Here is a 20,628-nt window from a genome sequence, read left to right as displayed (position 1 = left end):
GGTTGGGTCAGCATCCGGTCAACGAGGTCCGGGCACGCTGGCGGAGTTTCTCCGCCGCTGCTGAAAGGCCCTGCCGCCGATGTCCCTGCTCGACCTTGTCGACGATACGGAAAACCCGCCTCGGGAAGTTTCCGCGCCCGCCCGCCGAGGATTCCTCGCTCCCCTGCTCCTGCCCGTTCTGCTGTCCACCCTTCTCGGCGTATGGGGAATTCGCAGGGACGACACCCTGTGGCACGACGAGGCCGCGACTCTCGGACTGGCTTCCCGCAGCCTGCCGGACCTGTGGCAGACGCTGGGCAACGTGGACGCCGTGCACGGCGCCTATTACCTTCTCATGCACGGGCTGTTCGCTGTGTTCGGGACCGACCTCCTGGTGCTGCGCCTTCCCTCCGTTCTCGCCGGCGCGCTGGCGGCGGCAGGAGTCACGGCACTCGGCGCCCGGTTGGCGGGGACGCGAGCGGGGATACTGGCAGGTCTCTCCTTCGCCCTGCTCCCGGCTGTCCAAAGATACTCACAGGAGGGACGCTCGTACTCGCTGGTCTGCGCACTCGTCGTCTGGGCCACATATTTCCTTGTGAGCGCGGTGCTCAGTTGCCGGGCCCCGGTGGCCGTCAAGCGTAGGGGTTTGACGGCGCCGTGGATCGTGTACGGCGCCCTTATGCTGGCGGCGTGCATCCTGCACCAGTTCGCCGCCCTTGCTTTCGTGGCGCATGCCCTCGTCCTGCCGGGTTGTGCGCGGCGCTCGTGGGCGTACACCACGCTTCTGGTCATGGCGGGCGCCGCACCCCTTGCGGTCCTGGGAATGATGCAATCCGAACAGGTCGCGTGGATCAACGGTGTCACCGGTGGTCAGTACCGGCGCTTCGCGATGCAGTTCTCCATCGCGACAGCCCTCTTCTGCTTCGCTTCCCCGAGGGGCGCTGGAAAGCATTCTCCCGAACCGCCTTTCAGTCTACGGGCGATCGCCCTGCCTCTGTTCGTGCTCCCCACCGCGCTTCTCGTGCTGATTTCTCTCCACAAGCCTCTCTACGTGGAGAGGTACGTGCTCTATGGTCTCGTCGGTCTGGCGCTCCTCCTGGGGGCCGCACTGGACCGTGTCCCTGAACTCGGGCGCAGCCTGCGAGTGACCGCAGCACTGGCTGTCGTGTCGGCGATCGCACTGCTGATACCCGAGTCGCTCAGGCTGCGGGCACCGGAAAGCCGGTCGGACAACGTCACCGCTCTGGCGACGGTCCTGTCCAGGGAATACGCTCCCGGTGACGGAATTGTCTACCTGTCCGTGAAGAGGCGCGCATGGTCACTGGCCTACCCCTCGGTGCACAGAAAGATGTTCGACGTAGCCCAGGCGCGCACTCCGGCCGCCTCGCACGATCTCTACGGCACCGAACTGCCTTCCTCCTGGATTCGCGCGCGCATGCGCAGCAGCGCACGAATCATCGTGGTGACGGAACCCACAGGAAATCATGTCGAACGCGGCGAGGCGGACCTGATGAAGGAGAGGGTGCTGGCAGAACACTTCATCAAGGAGCGCACCATAAGAGTGGACGGGGCGCAGGTCGTTGTCTATGAGCCCCGTACAACGGCTGCTGAGGCTGTTTCGTAGGAACCGGCGGTTCGTCACTCCGGAAAGCCGAACGGGAGCCCGGTCGTGCGAGCGCGGCCCGGCCGCCGGGACGTACGGCCTCCGCCGCGCGGCCACCGCGTACGGCCCTACGGGCCGTCCTGCGGCGGCGGGCCGTAGCGGGCGGTGAGGTCGGCCGCCAGGCGGGCGAGGTGTGCTCGGGCCTCGGGCGGGGCGAGGACCTCGACACGGGAGCCCAGCCCGGCCAGCCGGGAGGCCACCGCCTGCGGGGCGGGACCGTCTACCTCGATCTCCAGCGGGCCGCCGTCCGGTGGGCGGCCGGTGACGCGCAGCAGCCCGCCGAACAGCCGCCGCAGCAGCGGCTCGGCGGCGGGCTCGGCCCGGGCCCGTACGGTCGCCGCGCTCAGCCGCTCCTCCATTTCCCCGGCCAGGGTGCGCCAGAGGGCGGTGAGGTCGAAGCCCTCCGGCCGGACTGCGGGCTCGCCGGTCGGCTCGGCGGAGACGATCCGGTCCAGGCGGAAGGTCCGCGGGCCGCGGTCGGTGCCGGCGACGAGGTACCGGGCACCGGCCTTGGCGACCAGGCCCAGCGGGTGGACGGTCCGCTCACCGGCGGGTCTGCCCGGCGCGGCGTAGCCGAGCCGGACCTGGACCCCGTCCAGCACGGCCCGCTGGAGGGCAGCCGACAAGGGGCCGCCGGGGTCGGCCGGGGCGCGGGTCCAGTCCGTGCCGTCGGCGACGGCGGCCCCGGCGGCGGCCTCGGCGCCCGGCCGCAGCGGTGCGGGCAGCGCCCGTACCAGCTTGCGCAGTGCCGTCCGCAGCTCGGGGGTGACCGCCGACGGCCCGGCCAGCAGGAACAGCGCCCGGGTCTCGGCGGCGGTCAGTCCGCTGAGGTCGGTGCGGGCGCCGCCGACCAGCGACCAGCCGCCGCCCCGGCCGCGCCGGGCGTAGACGGGTACGCCGGCCAGCGCCAGCGCCTCCAGGTCGCGCCGGGCCGTGCGCTCGGACACCTCCAGTTCCGCGGCCACCTCCGCCGCGGTCACCTGCCCGCGTGTCTGCAGGAACAGCAGGGTCGCCACCAGCCGGTCGGCTCTCATGGCAGTCGATTCTGCTCCGGAAACCGGTCAGGAGATGGCCGGTTCGGTCAGCAGGATGGGTTCCATGACCGACATCACGAGCGCAACCACGAGTGCCACCACGGGCGGGACCACCGCCGGATCCGGCGGCGTCGAGCCCCGTGCCGGCCTGGACCGGGCCGTCGCCCTGGCCGGGACCGTCCTCGCCGCCGTCCGCCCCGGACAGCTCGGCGACCCCACCCCCTGCCCTGACTACACCGTCCGGCAACTGGCGGACCACATGATCGCCGTACTGCGCCGGGTGGCCGCCACCGGCCGCGGCGGGGACCCGCGGGGGCTGCCGGGCCTCGCCGAGGGCGTCACCGACGAGGGGCGTACGGCCGTCTGGGCGGACGCCGCCCGCGAGGCGCTCGCCGCCTGGTCGGACCCGGCGGTCCTGGACCGGCCGCTGCAGGCTCCGCACGCGGTGCTGCCGGGCGCGGCGGTCGCCCCCGTCTACACCGCCGAGCTGACCGTCCACACCTGGGACCTGGCCACCGCGACCGGGCAGCGGCCCGACTGGGACCCGGAGGTGCTCGGCACCCTCCTCGCCGCCCGGGACCGCGTCATGCCCGCCGACCGGCGCGGCGGCCCGGTGCCGTTCGGACCCGTGGTGGACGTCCCCGCGGAGGCGCCCGCCGCCGACCGGCTGGCGGCCTGGTACGGGCGGCGGCCGGCCGGAGCCCGCTGACCCGCACGCACGCACACCCGGACGGTGGCCCGGGGCCGGGGCCCGTGCGAGGGTGGGGCGGTGACGACCGATGCCCCTGCCGGCCGCCCCTTCGACGCGGTGCTGTGCGATCTGGACAACGTCATCCGCTTCTACGACACCTCCCGGCTGACGGCGCTGGAGCGCGCCGCCGGACTGCCGGAGGGCACCACGGCGGCGGTCGCCTTCGCTCCGGAGGTGGACCTGCCGCTGCTGCTGGGCCGGGTCACCCGGCGGCGGTGGGCCGAGTCCGTCGCGCTCGCCCTGGCGGAACGGGAGCCGCGGCTGCCGTACGCGCGGGCGCGCGAGCTGGGCGAGGCGCTCGCCGGGGCGCCGTTCCGGGCGGACCCGGCGGTGGTGGCCCTGCTCCGCCGGGTGCGGGAGCGCGTGCCCCTGGTGCTGGTGACCAACGCCTCGCTGGAGCTGGACGAGGACCTGGCGGCGATGGGGCTGGCGGGTCTGGCCCACCGGGTCGTCAACAGCGCGCTGGAAGGGGTCGCCAAGCCGGACCGGGGGATCTACGAGCTCGCCACCGCGCGGGCGGGGGTCCCCGCCGCCCGCTGCCTGTTCGTGGACGACCGGCCGGAGAACGTCGCGGCCGCCGCCGCGCTCGGCATGACCGGCCTGGTGTACCGCGGCCCGGACGGGCTGGCCGGGGCGCTGGGCCTCCGGCCGGTCCGTCCGGGCCGCGGGGAAGGGAGAGGGGAAGGGGAAGGGAGAGGGGAAGGAGAAGGAGAAGGAGAGGGAACGGCCGGAGGCGGGATCCCGCGAGGCCGGACCGCTCAGCGGGACGGGTCGCGGGGCGGGGTGAGGATCATGGTGTCCTCGGACCGCGCCGCCTCGGCCGCCCGCAGGTCGGCCGTGGCGCGCCGGGACGCCACGCGGTGCTCCGCCACCGCGAACCCCGCGACGACCACGAAGCCCAGCGCGCACAGGCCGGCCGCCGCACCGATGTGCTCGCCGGGCGCGAGGAGGGCGCGGTCCTCGTCCTGCCAGGGCCACAGCGCCCGCAGACAGCCCGCCACCACACCGGTGAGTATCACCAGGGTGATGCGCTCCCGGTGGGTCAGCAGCCACTGCATCAGCTTGACGAAGGAGGCCAGCCCCAGCAGGGCGCCGAGCGCGAAGAGGCCCAGATAGCCGAAGTCCCGCTCGTTGACGGCGGACAGCGTCCGCTCGTACAGCCCGAAGGTCAGCAGCAGGAACGAGCCGGACAGCCCCGGCAGCACCAGCGCCGACACCGCGATCGCCGCCGCGGCGACGATCACCACGGGGGTGGCCTCCACCTCACCGGGCGGCAGGCTGACGATCACGAAGGCGGCCGCGGCGCTCACCAGGGCGATGAGTATCTCGCCCGGCCGCCAGGACGCGGTGCCGCCGCCGCGCAGCGGCGCCCGGGAGGCCATGGAGAACGGCACCCACAGCGAGGCCAGGACCAGGCCGAAGAACAGGGCGCGGCTCTGCACCGGCTGGGTCTCCACCCAGTGCTCGACCAGGCCGGCCATCAGGATCAGCGCGGCGAACATGCCGAGCAGCAGCGGGACGAGGACCCGCCACTGGACCTCCCGTACCTCCGCCGCGGCCCGGGACGGGCCCCGGCCGCGGGGAAGGTCCGCGACCGCCAGCCGGGCGGCGCTGACCAGGTGGCTCGCCGAGCCGATGGCGGTCTCGTACACGCCGACCACGAGTGCCACCGTGCCGCCGCTGACGCCCGGCACGGTCTCCGCGGTGCCGATGAGCGCGCCGCGTACCACGTCGAGACCGCGGGCGGGCCAGGCGGACGCCGCCGCCCTGTTTCGCTGGGTGTCCCCCACCAGAGCTCCTTCGCTGCTGTTCGGGTGCTGCTGTTCGGGTGCTGCGTGAGCGCGGCACGGGTGCCGTTCGCGGCCGGAGGCCCGGGCCGGTACGGCTGTCGGGGCCATTGTTCCGGATCCGGCGGGGTGCTCCGGCCTCCGGGCCGGAACGGGCACCGGCCACCGGGGAGGTTTGGATCTTTTCGGGCGCGGAACCCGGGCGGCGTTGCCCGGCCGGGTGCGCTCCGGGTGTGCCGAGGCGCGCGGGGAGCGCGCGGAGAGCGGCCGGGGGCGGCCGTCAGCGGTGAGAAGCGGCGGATGGCGTGTAGACCGCATCAAAAGGTGCAAAGGGTTCGCTGATCCGTACGGGCCGACCGAGCACGGGGCACGCGGGCCGAACCGGTCGGCACCACCACCGCCGCCGATGTGAACGAGGAGTCGTCGCACACATGAGCAACGTCAAGCTGGCCATCATCTACTACTCGTCGACCGGCACCATCCAGAAGATGGCCGACCGGCTGGTCGAGGCCGGGCAGAAGGCGGGCGCCGAGGTGCGCCTGCGGCATGTCGAGGAGCTCGCCCCGCCACAGGCCATCTCCTCCAACGAGGAGTGGGCCCGGCACTACGAGCAGATCAAGGACGAGCCGAAGGCGAGCCCCGACGACATCGTCTGGGCCGACGCCGTGCTGTTCGGCACGCCCACCCGGTACGGCAACGTCTCCAGCCAGCTCAAGCAGTTCATCGACACCCTGGGCCCGCAGTGGATGCAGGGGCTGCTGGCCGACAAGGTGTACGCCGGCTTCACCGCCTCCCAGACCGCCCACGGCGGCCAGGAGTCGACCCTGCTGACGCTCTACAACGTCATCATCCACTTCGGCGGCATCCTCGTACCGCCGGGCTACACCGAGCCGCTGAAGTTCGTGGACGGCAACCCCTACGGCGTCTCCCACGTCACCGGACCCGAGAACAACGCTCCGCTCACCGAGGCGGAGCACGACGCGCTCGACCACATGACGCGGCGCGTGGTGACCGTCGCGGGCAAGCTCAAGGGCGACGGCTGAGCGACGGCTGACCGGGGGCTGACCGGCGGCGGGGAGGACGGGGGCGGTCCCGTCCTCCCCGCCGGCCGGGTGAGGGCGTGCGGGGGAGGGAACGCCGGGAAAGTGGCCGGTTTCCCCCGGGCGGGAGGTCCGTTCGGCCCGAAAAGCCGTTGGGCGGCGGGCGCGCGTCGGGCATCGTGCCCCCATGAACCCCACGCCTCCCGACCTCGTCGTCCTCCGCCCGCTGGACGCGGAGCTGCTGACGGAACTGCTGGACACGGCCGTCACCGACGCCGACCCCGCCGAGGTGATGCCGCCGGACGGCCCGGTGGACGGCCCGGCGGGCAGTACGCCGGACAGCGCGCCGGGCGGTGCACCGGAGACTGCCGGGGCCGCCGGGTGGACCGAGGCGCGTCGGGAGGCGTTCCTGCGCTTCCACCGGTCCCACTCCCTGGGCCCGGCGCCGGACCAGGCCACCTACGCCGTCGTGGTGACGGAGCCCGGGGAGGCCGGACGGCCGGCGAAGCGGGTGGCGGGCGCCGCCCGGCTGGCCCCGCGTCCGGAGCCGGGCGCGGTCGAGGCGGGGGTGTGGCTGGGCCGCTCCTACCGGGGCCGGGGCGTGGGCACGCGGGTGTTCGCCCGGCTGCTGGCGGCCGCCCGGGAGCGCGGCGCCACCCGGCTGTACGCGCACACCACCGCGGGCAACGCCGCCGTCCGGCGGCTGCTCACGGTGGCGGGCGCCGATCTGGAGCGGCACGGCGACGGGACCGTCACGGCCTGGGTGCGTCTGGAGCGGCGGCCGGTGGCCGGGCCGGGATGACGTCACGGCCGGACCGGGACAGGCCGTGCGGGCCTTCCCGGAGCGGCTGCGCGAGACGGGCGGGCAGGGTCCCGGGGGCGGTCAGTCCCCGGCCGCCGTGAGCGCGGCGAGCCGCCGCCAGCCCTCGCGCGGCAGGCCGCCCTCGGTGGCCCCGCCGATGAGCTGGAAGGCGATGTGGTCGGCCCCGGCCGCCCGGAACTCGTCCACCCGGGCCCGGACCCGGTCCTCGTCGCCCCATGCGAACAGCGCGTCCACCAGGCGGTCGCTCCCTCCGCCGGAGAGGTCCTGTGCGGTGAAGCCGCCGCGCAGCCAGTTGTCGGTGTAGTTGGTCAGGCCCAGGTAGAACGACAGGGCCTCGCGGGCCAGGGCGCGGGCCCGCGCCGGGTCCGTCTCCAGCACCACGCCCAGTTCGGGGGCGAGGACGGGCCCGGTGCCCAGCGTCTCGCGGGCCGCCGCCACCTGGGCGGACGTCACCAGGTACGGCAGGGCGCCCGCCGCGCGCTCCGCGGCCAGGCCCAGCATCCTCGGCCCGAGGGCGGCCAGCACGCGCCGTCCGGCGGGCACCGGCCGCCCGGCGGCGTCCAGCTCGTCCAGATAGCCGGACATCGACGCCAGCGGGCGCCGGTAGCCCGCCACCATCTGGGGGTGGCTCACGCCCAGGCCCAGCACGAAGCGCCCGGGATGGGCGGCCTCCAGCTCCGCGAACCGCGCGGCGGTGTCCGCCGCCCCGTACCGCCAGATGCTCTGGATCGCGGTGCCCACGGTGATTCCGCCGACGGCCGCGACGACCGGCGCGGCCTCCTCGACGGTGCTGTGGCCGAGCCACACGGTGCCGAAGCCCAGTTCCGCCAGCTCGGCGGCGGCCTCCGTCAGCAGGGCCGGGTCCGCTCCCGGGAACCCGCCGAAGACGCCGTGGCGCCCGATGAGGTCTCCCAGGGAACGCGCGCCGCCCGTCGTGCCGTCACCCATGTGCTGCCTCCCGGTGTCGGTGGTCAGGCGGGCGGTCCGCCCGCCGCCCTGACGATGCCCCAACCCCGGCCTCGACGGAAGGTGTTCCACCGTCCGGGCCCGCCGTGTCGCCGCCGGGCGGCCGTCAGATGTCCGCCAGCAGGGCGTACCGCTCGTCGTCCACCGGGCCGCCCCACAGTTCCGTGTCGTCCTCCAGCCGTACGACGCGCACCCGGACGGCCGGCGGTGCCACGGCGGCGGTCAGCTCCGCGGCGCCGACGCCCCCGTACCAGGGCAGTGCCCGGGCCCCGGGCACGTACGAGCCGGCGTCCCGCGCCGACTGCCGCCACCGGCCCTCCACTAGGACGAGCCGGCCGCCCGGCCGGAGCCGGTCGGCCCAGCGGGCCAGCGCCGCCGCGGGGTCGGGCAGGGTCCACAGCAGATGCCGGGCCAGCACGGCGTCGAAGCGCTGTCCGCCGGTGGGCGGCGACTGCGCGTCCCCCACCGCGAAGTGCGCGGTCACCCGCTCGGCGGCGGCCTTCTCCCGGGCCCGCGCCACCATGCGCGGGGACAGGTCGACGCCGGTCACCCGGTGCCCGGCCCGGGCCGCCAGCAGCGACAGCGAGCCGGTGCCGCAGCCGACGTCGAGCACGTCGGCGGGGGCGTCGGGCAGCCACCGCGCCAGCCGCCGCGCCCAGGCGGCGCGGACCGGCGCGGCGCGCAGTCCGTGGTCCGGCTCGTCGTCGAAGGACGGCGCGGCGGCGTCCCAGTACGCGGCGACGGCCGCGGTGACGGCGGCGGTGGCGGCCGGATCGCCGCCGCGGTGTCCGGGGTGCGGGAAGTGGCGGCTCATCAGGGCATCCTCACACCCGCGGGGCGGATCCGGAACGGGAACCGACAGGGCATCCCGCGGACGCCGGACGGAGCCCGAAGAGGCAGCCGGCGGGGTGGCGGAAGGGCGGCGGTCAGGGGACGCTCGGGCCGCCGAGGTACTTCCCGTTCTCGTCGTACGGCCAGGCGTTGGCCACGCAGCCCTTGAGGCCCTTGATCTGCTGCATCATCGCGGGCGCGGGCCGACCGGGGCCGGGGCACGTCTCGTGGCCGTGGCCGATGCTGTGCCCGACCTCGTGGTTGATGATCAGCGCCCGGTACTCGGAGACGGGGCCGGAGAACTGCGGCGAACCCAGCACCCAGCGCCTGAGGTTGACCACCACGGTGCCGCCGATGCTGCAGTTCAGCTCGCCGCGGGTGTTCAGCCCGGCGGCGCCGCAGAGGGCGTCGGCCGTGCCCGGGGTGGCTATCTTCACGGTGAGGTCGGCCGTGCCGGAGGAGGCGGGCCGGAAGCCGCTGACGCCGTCGTTGGTCCAGCCGCGCGGATGGGCGAGTATCGCGGCCACCTCCCGGGCGGCCTGCCCGGCGGAGACGCCGGCGCCGTCCTCCACCTGCACCCGGTAGGTGCGGATGGTGCCCTTACCGACGGTCTCGCCGCCGGCCCGGCCGGTGGTGAAGGTGCCCGGGCCGGTCGCGGGGACCTCGGTCTTCTTCTCGGGGTTCTCGCCCGGGGTCTTCCCGGGCGACGCGGTCGCCGACGGGGAGGACGAGGCCGAGGTGGAGGGCGAGGCCGGGGCCGAGACCGAGGGGGAGGCCGACGGGGCCGCGCTGTCCGGGACGGACGGGGACGGCGCGGGCGAGACGGTGCTCTCCAGCGTGTCACCGGCGGCCGTCTCGTCGGAGGCGCCGGTGCCCTGCTGGACGACGAGGAAGCCGCTGCCGGCGAAGGCGCCGAGGGTCAGGACCGAGGCCAGCAGCCGGGTGTGCGGGCGTTTCCGGCGGCGGCTGCCGCGGCCGCGGCGGCTGTCGCGCCGGGCGGTGTGCTGTCGTCGATCGGTGCGGCGGCGCCCCACGATGCAGTTCTCCCTGGGCCGGGTACGGACGGTCGGTCAGCTGATGGGTCATCGGCTCGTGGGGGGAGACCGGCGATCACCGTAGCACCGCCGTGCGACAGGCCCGTGCAGGTTCCAACTACCGTTGCGGTCACGCTCCGTACGCCTCGGCCAGTGCCCGCTCGCCGGGCCCGCACGCCTCCCGCAGCGCGTTCAGCTCACTCGGCGGAAGCCGCAGCGCCGCCCCGCGCCGGCCGGGGTCGAGCAGGGCCCGGCCCGCCGCGAGCCACTCCGGGCCGGGCGCCACCCCGGCGAAGGAGGCCAGCCGGGAGAGCTCCTTCTCCGGCGCGTCCAGCAGGTTCTCGTACGAAAGTCCCATACGGGACGCCTCCGGTGCCTTCTCCAGCTCCGCCAGGCACTCGGTGACCAACCGCGACCACAGGGCGCCGAACACGGGCAGCGGGATCGCCCGGTCGAACACCAGCCGGGCGTCGAAGGGGTCCGCCAGCAGGCCGCCCAGGTCCGGAGGCAGCGACCGGGCGTGCTCCTCGGTCAGCTCGGCGCCGAACTCCAGCCCCAGGGCGGCGTAGATCTCCTCCAGCAGGACGATCAGCCGGAAGCCGGTGTGGCGGCTCATCGACAGCGCGCAGTCCGGGCCGCCGCGGTACAGGTGGACCAGCCCCGCCTCGGGGAAGCCCGCCCGCAGCCGGGGCACCCACCGCACCGAGAACCCCGAGCGCTCCACCACCGCCCGCCGCCCGAACCGGTCGGCCAGCAGGGCGAAGAACGCCCGGTACTGGTCCTCGGCCGGGCGGCGCGGCCAGGCGGAGACGCGGGGCGCGAGCTCGTCCAGCAGGCCGTCGGGGTCGTCGGTGAGATGCGGGAGCACCATCAGGCAGAGCGCCGGGACGCCGCCGGCCTCGGCGGAGAACCGCCCGGAGGAGCGCGGGTAGAGGAACTCGGGGATGGCCGCGCCGCTGCGGATCATCCGGTCGAACGTCGGGCTGGGATCGGCGAGAAGGCGCCAGAACTCCTCGCCGGTCAGCTCGCCCTCCGGCATCCCGTCCAGGCCGACCGAGGCGAGCAGTTCGTTGAGGCTGAGGACGTCCGGGTGCTGGTTCAGGACGCGCGACAGGGCAGTCGAACCGCTCCGCCCGGTTCCGACGACGAAGGTCAAAGGCCGTACGGTCATTTACCGCCCCGATCGAAGTCGTGTGCTGCCGGTCATCGACCACCGCAGCGTACGGAGCCGGGCGCGGTGGGTGCAGGGCGCCTTTCCGCCAACCGGGGCGCGGTCCGGGCGGCGGCGCGCACTCCGGCGGGGCTGTCCGGTTTTCGCTCATCTCCGGAGCAGAAGGGCCGAGGGTGACAACTCGGCGGCCGTTTCCGGCGTCGGGACAAGTGAGGGCGGCGGGAGCGGGCCGGGCGGACGGAGCGGGCAGGGCGGGCAGAGCGGACAGAGCGGGCCGGACCGCCGGCCGTCGCCGAGCAGACACAGACCGAGCGACGAGGCGGTCGGCGGGCCGGACACGGCGGCCGGTGACCGCACGGGGGAGAACGCATGCCGTACGACACCCTTCCCGTCCACGCCGAGGACGAGCGCTTCGGCGCGATCGGCATCTGGCTGGACGGCCGGGCCGGGACGCTGGAGGTCGAGGGAGCCTGGTCGTCCCCCGGCATCCCCACCGTCACGCTCGACCGGGACCCGCCGACTCCGGCGGAGTCCCACATCCCCATCGGCACCCGCGACGGCTCCCGGCTCACCCTGGTCGTCGGGGACGAGACCGCCCGTGTCCGGCCCGGCCGGGGACGTCTCCTGCGCCGCTCCTACGCGGTGGCCGCCGTCCACCGGGGGAGCCGCTACCGGCTGGTGCCGGACTCCGCGGCGGGCAGCCGGCTGCTGAAGGACGGCCGGACGCTCGGCAGGTTCTCCTCGGACGGCGACGGGGCGGTACGGGCCGACTGGGCGGAGGGGGCGGTGGTGGAGGCCGCGGACGCGGCTCTCGGTTACGCCCTGGCCGCCGCCTTCGGCACCGGGGGCCGGCCCTGGTGGGCGCTGGTGGCGGACTTCGCCGGCGGTCTGGTTCCCGGCTGACCGGCGTACCGTCCGGGGGGGAGGGCCGTGCACACTGTCTGCGTACGCGGAACGGCGAGCAGGACGGCGGTAGGGCGATGAGGGCCAACGAACTGGTGCTGGGCATCTCGGCGGGGGTGGCGATCGGCGTCGCCTTCGGGGTGGCCCTGTTCGACAGTGCCGCGGTGGGGATCGGGATCGGGGTGGCGCTCGGTGTGGTGCTCGCCGCCGTGATCGGCGCCGTCCGGAGCCGGCGGGCGCCGTCCCGCGGCTCCGGGGACGGGAGCTGAGCCGGGCCCGCGGACCGCGGCGGTCGCGGCGGTCGCGGCGGTCCCCGCGGCCGGTGGTGGCGCCGGTCACGGCCGGGGGTGGCGGCTGCGGGCGTTGGCCGCGGCCAGCCGGGCGCTGAGCTGCTCGCGCGGGGTGAGCGGCCGGATCTCGTCCGGTGCCGCCTCCCACTCCCGGCCGCCGCACAGCGGGCGCAGCCGGACGAGGCCGGGGCGGACGTCCAGCACGTCCCCCACCCGGCCGTCCCGCAGATCCCGCACGGCCGAGCCGATCGCCACCTCGGGAGGCTCCTCCTCCGACTCCTCCCCCCGGCCGCTCCCGCCGCCGGTCACCGGGCCGCTCCCCGCCGTGCCGCCTCCTGCCGTGCCGCCGGGCGTTGCGGGGCCGTGGCCACCGGGAGGGCCGCCCGCCGGGCGGGCTCGACCGGGATCGTCTGACGTCGCCGGACTCGGGATCTCATCGTGCTGTCGCTCCGTGCTCTCGGGGTGCCCGTCGAAGGGCTCGTGTCACTCTTTGTATCCAGTCGGTCGCCCTGTGATGCGGAAGTCAACAGGGGAATGCCCGGTTACCTCCCGCGGGCGGCGGGGCGGACCGCCCGGTCCACCGCCGCGGCGGGTCGCTCTTGACCTCAAGTCCGCTTGAGGCCATAGCGTCCCGACCTGTCACCGAGAACCGGCGAAGGGAACAAGACCATGTCCTCAGCGGCAGCGCGGCACGAACGGCGGAACGACCAGTACCGGCTCGCCGTGGTACTCGGAAGTGTGCGGGAGGGGCGCTTCGTCACCACCGTGGGTGACTGGTTCGCCCGGCAGGCCGGCCGGCGCGACGACGTGAAACTCGACGTGATCGACCTCGCGCGGCCGGACGGGGACGGCCGCTTCCTCGGGGAGCGGATCGACGCCGCCGACGCCGTCGTGCTGGTGGTGCCCGAGTACAACCACAGCTTCCCCGGGCCGCTGAAGACCGCGATCGACTCCCTCAAGCCCGAGTGGCGGACCAAGCCGGTCGGCTTCGTCTCCTACGGCGGCCGGGGCGGCGGGCTGCGGGCGGTGGAGCAGCTCCGGCTGGTCTTCGCGGAGCTGCACGCCGTCACCGTCCGGGAGGTGGTGAGCTTCCACGACGCCTGGAGCGAGTTCGGGCCCGACGGCGAGCCCGTTGACGCGACGGCGACCCGGGCCGCGGACGGGCTGCTGGACCAGCTCGCCTGGTGGGCGTTCGCCCTGCGCCGGGCCCGGGAGGACGCGCCGTACCCGGGGTGATCCGCCCCCGCCCGGGGGCGGGGGCGGGCCCGCCGTACGGCCCCGCGCGGTCAGCGGGCGACGAGCAGCTCCAGCAGCTCGTCCCGGCCGAACACCCGGGCCGTGTCGACGGCCGAGGGCTGCCCGGCGGCGGGGTCGGCGCCCGCCGCCAGCAGCATCCGGACCATCTCCGCCCCGTCCTTGAAGACGGCTCCCGAGAGCGGGCTCTGGCCCCGGTCGTTGATCCGGTTGGGGTCGGCGCCGCGCTCCAGCAGGGCCCGCACCGTGGGGGTGCGGCCGTAGTAGGCGGCCAGCATCAGCAGCGAGTCGCCCTTGTCGTTGGTGAGGTTGACCGGTACGCCCGCGTCCACGTACGCGGCGAGGGTGTCGGTGTCACCGTCCCGGGCCAGGTCGAAGACCCTGGCCGCGAGCTGGAGCACCTCCGGGTCGTGGGCGGGCTCGGTGCTCTGGGGGGTGGGGGCGTCGGACATCGTTCTCCTCCTCGTGCCTTTCGTACGCCGTGCCTCGCGTACGCCGGTCGGCCGCCGGGCGGCCCCACCTACGTATGCCCCGTACCGCGCCGCCCTCCCGCCGGGGCCGGCACTGATGCCACCGGGACCGGCACTGATGCACCGCCAACGGCACCGGGACCGGCCGGCGGGGCTCAGAGCCGGATGACGACCAGGGCGGCGTCGTCGGCGGTGCCGCTGCTCATGCCGAGGTCCTCCAGGAGGCTGTCGGCGATCTCCTCCGGGCCCCGGTCGCTGTGCCGGGCCAGGCTCTCGGCGAGCCGTTTGAGCCCGACGTCGATGGACTCGTGGCGGCGCTCGACGAGCCCGTCGGTGTAGAGGATGAGGACCGAGCCGGGCAGGTAGGACGCGATGGCCTGCGGCCGGTGCGAGGGTCTGCTCCGGGCGGCCAGCGGGACGTCGGTGGCCTGGTCCAGCAGCTCGACGAGCTTGTCGGGGTGGCACAGCATCGGGGGGAGGTGCCCGGCGCTGCTGTAGGTCAGGGTGCGCGTGTGGGTGTCGATGTCCACCTTGACGGTGGTGGTGGCCAGCGCGCCGTCCAGGGAGCGGGCGTACAGGTCCAGGCCGTACAGCGCCTGGGCGGGGCCGTCGGCGACGCGCATCGAGGCGCTGAGGGCGCTGCGCAGCTGGCCCATCACACTGGCGGCCTCCAGCCCCCGGCCGACGACGTCGCCCACGGCGACGGCGAAGCGGTCGTCGCTGAGGTTGATCAGGTCGTACCAGTCCCCGCAGACGTTCAGCGATCCCGCGGCGGGCCGGTAGCGCACGGCCGCGTTGCGCCGCTGGAGCGGCATGTGGGTGGGGAGCATGGCCTTCTGGAGGGTGAGGGCCACCTCGTGCTCGCGGGCGTGGGCCCGCCGCAGCCGCTCGTTGTGCTCGTACAGCTCCCGGGCGCGGGTGTAGAGCTCGGGCTCCGCGATCCGGCCGTCGGCCGGCCGCGGCGGCTTCTTCGGGTCCTTCCGGCCGGCCGGGTCCCCGGGGGCGGCGAGGCTGTCGCGCACGTACGCCGTGGCGTCCTCGACCCGGTTGATGATCAGGGTCACCTCGCCGTCCGGACCGAGGACGGGTGTGTTGACCGGGCTCCAGTAGCGCTCCTCGTAGACGTCCGCCTTGCCCGGCAGGGGGATGTCGTACCGCTGGAGGACCATGGTGTCCGTCCTGCGGGTGGTCAGGACGCGCTCCAGGGAGGCCCTGAGGTTCCGCATCCCGTCGGCGTCCGGGTCGGCCGGGTTCTGCGGGAAGGCGTCGAAGAGGTACTGGCCGATCAGCTCCTCCCGGCCGCGGCCGGTGATCTCCAGGTACGCCCGGTTGGCCTCCACGATGACCAGCTCGGGGGTGAGCACCGACAGCGGGGTGGGAACGGCGCCGAACAGGGCGGCGTAGTCGATGCCGGTGTGGCCGCCGCGGCCGGCGCCGTCGGTGTCGCGATCCGCCTCGATCATGGCCCCTCCCCTCCCGTGCGCGGTGTCGGCCGAAGACCGGGAACTCGCCGTGGTGGCGTCCGCCGACCGCCTGTCTCGCACACTACCCCGTGCCGGAGCCCGGCACGGGGGCAAGCCGGATCGTGGTCCGGCCGGTCCGGAGCGGGCCCCGGCGCCCGCCGCGCGAACCTTCGCGCGGACCTTTCCGTGCCGTGCCGCGAGGCGGCCGGGGCGACGGGCCGGAGGCGGTGCGGCCCGGCGGCCGGGGTGATGCGCGTGAAACTACCGGGACGGGAGAGGGCGGCGTGACGGGTTCCACATGGTCCTCACATCTTTCCGGAACCCGGTGGGCGCCGAACGCGTCCGCCCCGCCGTGCCGCCCGGTGTCCCCCGCGGGTTCACCGGGGCGCGGGCGTGCCCGTCACCGAGGCCAGCACCTCCTGCATCGACCGCACCACGTGCCCGGCCCCCGCGCCGCGGAGTTCGGCCTCCTTGCGCCCGTTGCGCGCGAAACCGAGGAACGGCACCCCGGTCGCCCGGGCGGCGGCCAGGTCGCTGGGGGCGTCCCCGATCATCAGCGCGTCCCGTGCCGCGGTCCCGGTGGACCGCAGCGCCTCCAGCAGGCAGTGCGGATGGGGCTTGAGCAGCCGCAGGTCCCGGGAGCGGCCGTGGACGTGCCCGGCGAAGTGGGCGGCGAGCCGGCGGCCGCGCAGATAGCGCTCCACCGCGAGCGGCGAGTTGTTGGTGGCCACGGCGACCCGGCGGCCGGTGGCCACCAGCGTCCAGATGAGGGGGTCGGCGTACGGCGTCGGCCGGGCGGTGTCGGCGGCGCGGAGCTCCTCCTCGGTCATCCTGGCCTCGATCCGCCGGGCGAGTTCGGTACCGTGCCGGTGCTCGGCGACGGTCCGCAGGATGAGATGGGTGTCGCCGGTCCCGAGCACCTCGGCGGTGAGCAGTTCCCGTTCGCCGCTCTCCCTGAGGAGGTCCCGCAGGCTCCCGGCTATGGCGGCCGAGGGGTGGCCCGAGAACAGCCGGCAGACGGGGCCGTCGAAGTCGAGGAGGACACAGGCCGCTGCCTCGACGAGACCGGCCGTACCGCTCGCGCCGGTCCGCCCGTTCGAATTCACCTCCCAACTATCGCCGGGCGGTCGGCGGTTGTTCAACACCCGCCGGCCGCTTCACCGCTGTCCCGGCCGTCACCGCCGTCCCGGCCGGGACCGGCGCCGCGGCGGGCTCCGCACGCAGGACGGCGGGCGCGTGCTCGGCGTACCAGTCGTGGAGGGCCTCGCGGACGTCGTCCACGGAGACGGGGTCGAGCATCCTGAGCGGGCCCCGGGCCCGGGTCAGGGCCCGCCGGACGTCCCGGGCGGCGCGGTCGAGGGCGGTGCGGAGCCGGGCGCCGCCGGCGCGCGGCGGCAGGGACAGCGCGGCCCGCAGGGTGTCGGCGTAGACCGACTGGGCGATCTCGAAGTCGACGTAGAGCTCGAGGTCGGTCTTCAGTCCGGCCAGCCGGGCGTGGTGGCCCCGCCTCGCCAGCTGTCCGCGCCACAGTTCCACGAGGAGCTCGCGCTCCCGGTCGGTGTACCCCATCCGCACCAGGTGGGTGGCGAGGTCGTGGAGCGGATCGCCGTAGAGGGCGATCTCCCAGTCGATGACGGCGAGGCCCCCGGCGGGGGTCTCGATCAGGTTGTCGCGGTGGAGGTCGGTGTGCAGCAGGCCGAACGGCCGGGGCACCAGCGTCCCGGCCTGCTCGCGGAAGATCTCCATGGCCTCGGAGGGGATGCCGACGGCCTTGAAGAGCCGTCCGAAGTCCGGCTCGTTGGCCTGGTGCACGTGCCTCTCGGTGAAGGTGACGAGAGCTTCCAGGAAGCCGGCGCTGTCACCGTCCTCGGGCCAGCCCGCCGGGCGCGGGGGGAGAGCCTTCTCCGGGACCGTGCTCAACTGGCCGAAAACCGACGCCATACGGACGAGGGTCCGGTCACCGAGCGCAGTTCCGCGCGGCGCGCGTGCGGAGAGCGGGGCGCCCTCGACGTAGGTGTACAGCGCGGTGTTCCCGGTCCGCCCCAGGTAACGGGGGACTTCCGCCAGGTACGGGTGCACGGCCGTGAGCACCTCGGCCTCGTCCCGCCACATCCGGGGAACGACCTGGACGGTCTTCCGGGGGGTGCGGAACGTGCCGAGCAGCCCGTCCGGCTCTCCCGCCGCCCGGGTGAGCGCGGGGGAGAGCCGTACCACGAGGTTGTCGTTGTGGTGGCCGCTGACCGTCGGGCCGGCGTCGCGGTGGCGTTGGTGTCGCTCGAGTTCCCGGCCGATCAGGTGGGCGGGGACCCGGGGGCGGGCAGGCATCGGCGGCGGTCCTGGGGTTCACGGGGCGAAGGAGGCCAAGGGGGCCAAGGGGGCCACGGAGGGACGAGAGGCGGCTGAGGCTAGCAGCCGTCCTGTGCGGGCCGCGGCAGCGTGCGCGGACGGCAACGAGAAGTTCACACGGGGAGCGGTCAGGCGGGTTCGAAGGGCTGGGCTATGGACTCCCACAGGGAGTCGAACCAGCGCTTCGAGGAGTCGACGAAGGCGGTGTCGTGCTCGTCCTGGGAGTCGTCGCTCCTGATGTGCCGGAAGAGCTGGGTGCCGAGCCCCAGGACGTCGTGGATCTCCATCTCCTCGCCCCGGTAGCCGACCCTGTGCGGCACGACGTGGTAGTAGCCGAAGAGCGCCTCGGTGCCGTTGAGCAGGTACAGCTTGTGGGTCGGGGTGATCGGGACGCTGCGGAACTCCATCGAGACCTCGGGGACGAGACCGCGCACCTTGAGTGTCTCCAGGTGTCCGCGCAGGGCGCCCGCGTAGGTGTGCGTCAGCTCGTGCAGCCGTTCCAGGGGACGCGGGTCGGTCCTGCCGGGGTCGGAGACCAGCCGGGGGAGGGCCAGGTCGGCGCTGACGCTGGGGAGGAGCACGCGGACGGTGATCGACCGGGGGCGCAGCTCCTCGCGGCTGATGGCGATCATCGAGGGGGCCAGGGCGGTGTTGAGGGTCTCCGTGGTCAGGGAGAAGACGTCGACCGTGACGTGCTCGGTCCGGAAGGCGTGGAGGAGGCGGTCGGCGAGCTCGATGTCGGCCTTGCGCGGGGCCTCGTGGGCCGGGGCGCGCTCGGCGACCCGCGGCGGGGCGCCGCGGCCGGTGCCGGTGAGCAGGCCCTCGTGGCGGAGGAGGTCCAGGGCCTGCCGGACGGCGGTGCGGTTGGTCCCGAACTCCTCGGCCAGCTCGTGCTGGGTCGGCAGCCGGGCGCCCGGGGGGAGATCGCCGGAGAGTATGCGGTCACGCAGCGTGTCGGCCACGCGGTCGCGTGACGGGGGCTGGGTGCCGTGCGGGACGGAGCTTTCGTGACTCACGGTGGGACCGTACAACTTCTGGCCAATGAGTGGGAGTTGGCGGGCATCTGTTTTGGGGTTTGGTTGAACAGGGAAGAACTTAGACAGAGTTGGAGACCAACTTTATCATGTTGGATACGGGGGACTGTAGTTGGTCGCAAAGGCTTGGCAACTTGTACGCCGTCGCACGCCGGTGGTGTACGACTCGGTCCCCGTGAGCCTGCGAAGGAGGGACTGCCATGCCTGTCTCCGCACTCGCCGCCGCTGCCCTGGAGCAGCTGGTGGAGTCCCGTTTCGGGCTGCTGGGGGTGTTCGGGCTGGTCATGCTGAGCGCCGGATACCACAAGAGGAACTTCGACTACGCGCTCATAGGCGGGGCGGTGCTGGCCCTGCTGGTCATGTCGGGGTGACGGCCGGGACCGGGGGCGGGGTGCGCAAGGAGAAGGAGTACGCGCCCCCGCCCCCGGTCACGTCCCGCCCCCGGTCGCGTCCCGCCGCCCCCGGCCCGTCGGCTCAGAACATGTCCGGGCACCAGGGCCGCCGGCCCGTGCGCAGCAGGGCGTCCGCCAGTTCCACCGCCCCGGGGCGCTCCTCGTCGATCCGGCCCAGCGCCCGCAGCCGGGAGGCCGACTCGTCACCCAGGTACAGCGCGCTCAGCTCGCCCACCCCCAGCACCAGATCGGCCGCCCGCCCGGTGGGCGCGCAGTCGGCCCCCTCGGTGCCGGCCGCCAGCAGGAAGCGGCCCTCCGCCAGGCCCATCGGGTCGCGCAGCTCCAGCACCAGCGCCCCCTCGACGGGGTACGTGCGGGAGGTGAGCAGCGCCGGTACGTCCAGCGGGCGCAGCCACAGGAAGTCCGCGTGGTGGACGGTCCGGGCGGCCCGGACGTCCGGCAGCAGCAGCGGCAGCAGGTCGTCGGGGGCACGCCGGCCGGTGCGGACGGTGGCCACCCAGTCGACGGACAGCAGGTGGTGCCACAGGGCCCGTTCGGCCTCGGGCCCGTCGGCGAGCAGATCGCGGACCGTCAGGACCGACTGCGGCAGATCGGCCTCCCAGCGGTTCTCCACCGTGTACGTCGCCAGGCCCCGCACCCGCCCGGCGGCGTCGCGGTACAGCGCGTGGAAGGGGCGCGTCCAGCCGCTGCCGGGCCAGTCCAGCTCACCGGTGGCCAGCCGCCACCAGCGCCCGGAGCGGTCCACCGTCCCGTGCCGGCCGGGCAGGACGCGCACCCGCTCGTGCAGGGCGGCGCCCTCGGCGCACACCTCGGCGGCGCCGGCCAGGTCGATCCGGGCGCCGGGCGGCGGCGGCACCGGGCGGTGCCGGTCCAAGCCGGTGCGGTGGACGTCCACCTCCCACTCGGTGGCCCAGGCCGCCGGGCCGTAGCCGTAGCGGCCGTAGATCGGGTACTCGGCGGCGTCGAGCGTGGAGCAGACGTCCCCGCGCTCCTTCGCGGCGGCCAGCTCCCGCGTCATCATCCGGGTCAGCAGCCCGCGGCGGCGGTGGGTGGCGGCGACGGTGACGTTGGTGACGGCGAGGGAGTCCACCGCGGCGCCGCCGGGGACGGTGAGCTTCTGCGCGAAGGTGCGGAAGGTGGCGACGCAGCGGTCACCGTCGAACGCGCCCAGGGTGCGGTCCGGTTCGATCCCGCCGCGCCGGATCGCCAGCTCCTCCTCGCCGACCTCCCCGGAGCGCAGGAAGCCGGTTCCCAGGGCGCGGACCCACGCCGGGTAGTCGTCCTCGGTCAGGGCGCGGATGTCGGGCGCGTTCGCGGCGGCGGCTGGTACGGCGGGTACGGCGGGTACGGCGGGCATGGGAGCGACGTTAGGGGTG

At 74.7% G+C, this 20,628-nt stretch carries 21 protein-coding genes and 1 pseudogene; 9 read left to right on the top strand and 13 right to left on the bottom strand.

Annotated elements, in window-relative coordinates:
• Positions 1-79: 79 nt before the first annotated feature.
• On the top strand, positions 80-1,603 hold the full coding sequence (locus CUT44_RS12740) for a glycosyltransferase family 39 protein (protein ID WP_100202075.1): 1,524 nt from the start codon (positions 80-82) through the stop codon (positions 1,601-1,603).
• 107 nt (positions 1,604-1,710) lie between these two features.
• Here CUT44_RS12740 and CUT44_RS12735 read toward each other — a convergent pair whose 3' ends face one another.
• The gene (locus tag CUT44_RS12735; RefSeq protein WP_100202074.1) at positions 1,711-2,676 is read right to left on the bottom strand and encodes a helix-turn-helix transcriptional regulator; all 966 of its coding nucleotides are present in this window, start codon (positions 2,674-2,676) and stop codon (positions 1,711-1,713) included.
• A 64-nt stretch (positions 2,677-2,740) separates the two neighbouring features.
• On the opposite strand from CUT44_RS12735, the gene CUT44_RS12730 reads away from it, so the two are divergent.
• Both CUT44_RS12730 and CUT44_RS12725 read left to right on the top strand, forming a co-directional pair.
• Positions 2,741-3,385, top strand: coding sequence for a TIGR03086 family metal-binding protein (locus CUT44_RS12730; RefSeq protein ID WP_100202108.1), 645 nt, complete (start codon positions 2,741-2,743; stop codon positions 3,383-3,385).
• A gap of 60 nt (positions 3,386-3,445) precedes the next feature.
• Positions 3,446-4,078: pseudogene (locus tag CUT44_RS12725) on the top strand (HAD family hydrolase); the annotation flags it as partial.
• Positions 4,079-4,185: 107 nt separating this feature from the next.
• On the opposite strand, the gene CUT44_RS12720 reads toward CUT44_RS12725, so the two are convergent.
• A complete protein-coding gene (locus tag CUT44_RS12720) occupies positions 4,186-5,217 on the bottom strand; it encodes a DUF368 domain-containing protein (RefSeq protein WP_199185691.1) in 1,032 nt (343 codons plus the stop codon).
• Positions 5,218-5,645: 428 nt separating this feature from the next.
• On the opposite strand from CUT44_RS12720, the gene wrbA reads away from it, so the two are divergent.
• Complete coding sequence (gene wrbA, locus CUT44_RS12715; RefSeq protein ID WP_100202072.1) at positions 5,646-6,257, top strand: NAD(P)H:quinone oxidoreductase; 612 nt, start codon at positions 5,646-5,648, stop codon at positions 6,255-6,257.
• A 184-nt stretch (positions 6,258-6,441) separates the two neighbouring features.
• Positions 6,442-7,056 carry a GNAT family N-acetyltransferase gene (locus CUT44_RS12710; RefSeq protein WP_100202071.1) on the top strand — a complete coding sequence of 205 codons (615 nt, stop codon included), beginning with the start codon at positions 6,442-6,444 and terminating at the stop codon, positions 7,054-7,056.
• Positions 7,057-7,137: 81 nt separating this feature from the next.
• On the opposite strand, the gene CUT44_RS12705 is transcribed toward CUT44_RS12710, so the two are convergent.
• From CUT44_RS12705 to CUT44_RS12690, 4 genes are all read right to left on the bottom strand, one after another.
• Positions 7,138-8,025: a TIGR03620 family F420-dependent LLM class oxidoreductase gene (locus tag CUT44_RS12705; protein ID WP_100202070.1), complete on the bottom strand. Its 888-nt coding sequence runs from the start codon at positions 8,023-8,025 to the stop codon at positions 7,138-7,140.
• Between the two features lie 124 nt (positions 8,026-8,149).
• The gene (locus CUT44_RS12700; RefSeq protein WP_100202069.1) at positions 8,150-8,857 is read right to left on the bottom strand and encodes a class I SAM-dependent methyltransferase; all 708 of its coding nucleotides are present in this window, start codon (positions 8,855-8,857) and stop codon (positions 8,150-8,152) included.
• A gap of 112 nt (positions 8,858-8,969) precedes the next feature.
• Positions 8,970-9,908, bottom strand: coding sequence for a DUF3152 domain-containing protein (locus CUT44_RS12695; RefSeq protein WP_100202068.1), 939 nt, complete (start codon positions 9,906-9,908; stop codon positions 8,970-8,972).
• A 130-nt stretch (positions 9,909-10,038) separates the two neighbouring features.
• Complete coding sequence (locus CUT44_RS12690) at positions 10,039-11,064, bottom strand: sulfotransferase (protein ID WP_233221373.1); 1,026 nt, start codon at positions 11,062-11,064, stop codon at positions 10,039-10,041.
• A 384-nt stretch (positions 11,065-11,448) separates the two neighbouring features.
• On the opposite strand from CUT44_RS12690, the gene CUT44_RS12685 reads away from it, so the two are divergent.
• On the top strand, positions 11,449-11,982 hold the full coding sequence (locus tag CUT44_RS12685) for a hypothetical protein (RefSeq protein WP_100202066.1): 534 nt from the start codon (positions 11,449-11,451) through the stop codon (positions 11,980-11,982).
• A gap of 77 nt (positions 11,983-12,059) precedes the next feature.
• Positions 12,060-12,251, top strand: a complete 192-nt coding sequence (locus CUT44_RS12680) for a hypothetical protein (protein WP_100202065.1) — start codon at positions 12,060-12,062, stop codon at positions 12,249-12,251.
• 66 nt (positions 12,252-12,317) lie between these two features.
• On the opposite strand, the gene CUT44_RS12675 is transcribed toward CUT44_RS12680, so the two are convergent.
• Complete coding sequence (locus tag CUT44_RS12675; RefSeq protein ID WP_100202064.1) at positions 12,318-12,581, bottom strand: hypothetical protein; 264 nt, start codon at positions 12,579-12,581, stop codon at positions 12,318-12,320.
• A gap of 360 nt (positions 12,582-12,941) precedes the next feature.
• Here CUT44_RS12675 and CUT44_RS12670 point away from each other — a divergent pair, with 360 nt between their 5' ends.
• On the top strand, positions 12,942-13,508 hold the full coding sequence (locus tag CUT44_RS12670) for an NADPH-dependent FMN reductase (protein WP_100202063.1): 567 nt from the start codon (positions 12,942-12,944) through the stop codon (positions 13,506-13,508).
• A 50-nt stretch (positions 13,509-13,558) separates the two neighbouring features.
• Here CUT44_RS12670 and CUT44_RS12665 read toward each other — a convergent pair whose 3' ends face one another.
• From CUT44_RS12665 to CUT44_RS12645, 5 genes are all read right to left on the bottom strand, one after another.
• Positions 13,559-13,978, bottom strand: a complete 420-nt coding sequence (locus tag CUT44_RS12665) for an ankyrin repeat domain-containing protein (protein ID WP_100202062.1) — start codon at positions 13,976-13,978, stop codon at positions 13,559-13,561.
• Between the two features lie 173 nt (positions 13,979-14,151).
• Positions 14,152-15,459: a PP2C family protein-serine/threonine phosphatase gene (locus CUT44_RS12660; protein WP_100202061.1), complete on the bottom strand. Its 1,308-nt coding sequence runs from the start codon at positions 15,457-15,459 to the stop codon at positions 14,152-14,154.
• 377 nt (positions 15,460-15,836) lie between these two features.
• Entirely contained in the window at positions 15,837-16,565 is a 729-nt protein-coding gene (locus tag CUT44_RS12655) for an HAD family hydrolase (RefSeq protein WP_100202060.1), read from the bottom strand.
• Positions 16,566-16,572: 7 nt separating this feature from the next.
• Positions 16,573-17,784 (bottom strand): phosphotransferase, encoded by a 1,212-nt coding sequence (locus CUT44_RS12650; RefSeq protein WP_100202059.1) that lies wholly within the window; start codon positions 17,782-17,784, stop codon positions 16,573-16,575.
• A 149-nt stretch (positions 17,785-17,933) separates the two neighbouring features.
• Positions 17,934-18,821, bottom strand: coding sequence for a winged helix-turn-helix domain-containing protein (locus CUT44_RS12645; protein ID WP_100202058.1), 888 nt, complete (start codon positions 18,819-18,821; stop codon positions 17,934-17,936).
• Positions 18,822-19,039: 218 nt separating this feature from the next.
• On the opposite strand from CUT44_RS12645, the gene CUT44_RS33090 reads away from it, so the two are divergent.
• A complete protein-coding gene (locus tag CUT44_RS33090) occupies positions 19,040-19,210 on the top strand; it encodes a hypothetical protein (RefSeq protein WP_158239605.1) in 171 nt (56 codons plus the stop codon).
• A gap of 103 nt (positions 19,211-19,313) precedes the next feature.
• On the opposite strand, the gene CUT44_RS12640 is transcribed toward CUT44_RS33090, so the two are convergent.
• Entirely contained in the window at positions 19,314-20,609 is a 1,296-nt protein-coding gene (locus tag CUT44_RS12640) for a GNAT family N-acetyltransferase (RefSeq protein WP_100202057.1), read from the bottom strand.
• Positions 20,610-20,628: the final 19 nt, after the last annotated feature.

The sequence above is a fragment of the Streptomyces carminius genome, from assembly GCF_002794255.1.
Lineage (GTDB): Bacteria > Actinomycetota > Actinomycetes > Streptomycetales > Streptomycetaceae > Streptomyces > Streptomyces carminius.
The sequence above is the reverse complement of the archived record's forward strand: the minus strand, read 5'-3'. Positions and strand labels throughout refer to the sequence as shown.

Coding starts and splice junctions, on each gene's coding strand:
- CUT44_RS12730 (WP_100202108.1), top strand. CDS start 2,741: ATGACCGACATCACGAGCGCAACCACGAGTGCCACCACGGGCGGGACC.
- CUT44_RS12680 (WP_100202065.1), top strand. CDS start 12,060: ATGAGGGCCAACGAACTGGTGCTGGGCATCTCGGCGGGGGTGGCGATC.
- CUT44_RS12740 (WP_100202075.1), top strand. CDS start 80: ATGTCCCTGCTCGACCTTGTCGACGATACGGAAAACCCGCCTCGGGAA.
- CUT44_RS12735 (WP_100202074.1), bottom strand. CDS start 2,676: ATGAGAGCCGACCGGCTGGTGGCGACCCTGCTGTTCCTGCAGACACGC.
- CUT44_RS12670 (WP_100202063.1), top strand. CDS start 12,942: ATGTCCTCAGCGGCAGCGCGGCACGAACGGCGGAACGACCAGTACCGG.
- CUT44_RS12665 (WP_100202062.1), bottom strand. CDS start 13,978: ATGTCCGACGCCCCCACCCCCCAGAGCACCGAGCCCGCCCACGACCCG.
- CUT44_RS33090 (WP_158239605.1), top strand. CDS start 19,040: ATGCCTGTCTCCGCACTCGCCGCCGCTGCCCTGGAGCAGCTGGTGGAG.
- wrbA (WP_100202072.1), top strand. CDS start 5,646: ATGAGCAACGTCAAGCTGGCCATCATCTACTACTCGTCGACCGGCACC.
- CUT44_RS12660 (WP_100202061.1), bottom strand. CDS start 15,459: ATGATCGAGGCGGATCGCGACACCGACGGCGCCGGCCGCGGCGGCCAC.
- CUT44_RS12700 (WP_100202069.1), bottom strand. CDS start 8,857: ATGAGCCGCCACTTCCCGCACCCCGGACACCGCGGCGGCGATCCGGCC.
- CUT44_RS12710 (WP_100202071.1), top strand. CDS start 6,442: ATGAACCCCACGCCTCCCGACCTCGTCGTCCTCCGCCCGCTGGACGCG.
- CUT44_RS12685 (WP_100202066.1), top strand. CDS start 11,449: ATGCCGTACGACACCCTTCCCGTCCACGCCGAGGACGAGCGCTTCGGC.
- CUT44_RS12650 (WP_100202059.1), bottom strand. CDS start 17,784: ATGCCTGCCCGCCCCCGGGTCCCCGCCCACCTGATCGGCCGGGAACTC.
- CUT44_RS12705 (WP_100202070.1), bottom strand. CDS start 8,025: ATGGGTGACGGCACGACGGGCGGCGCGCGTTCCCTGGGAGACCTCATC.
- CUT44_RS12640 (WP_100202057.1), bottom strand. CDS start 20,609: ATGCCCGCCGTACCCGCCGTACCCGCCGTACCAGCCGCCGCCGCGAAC.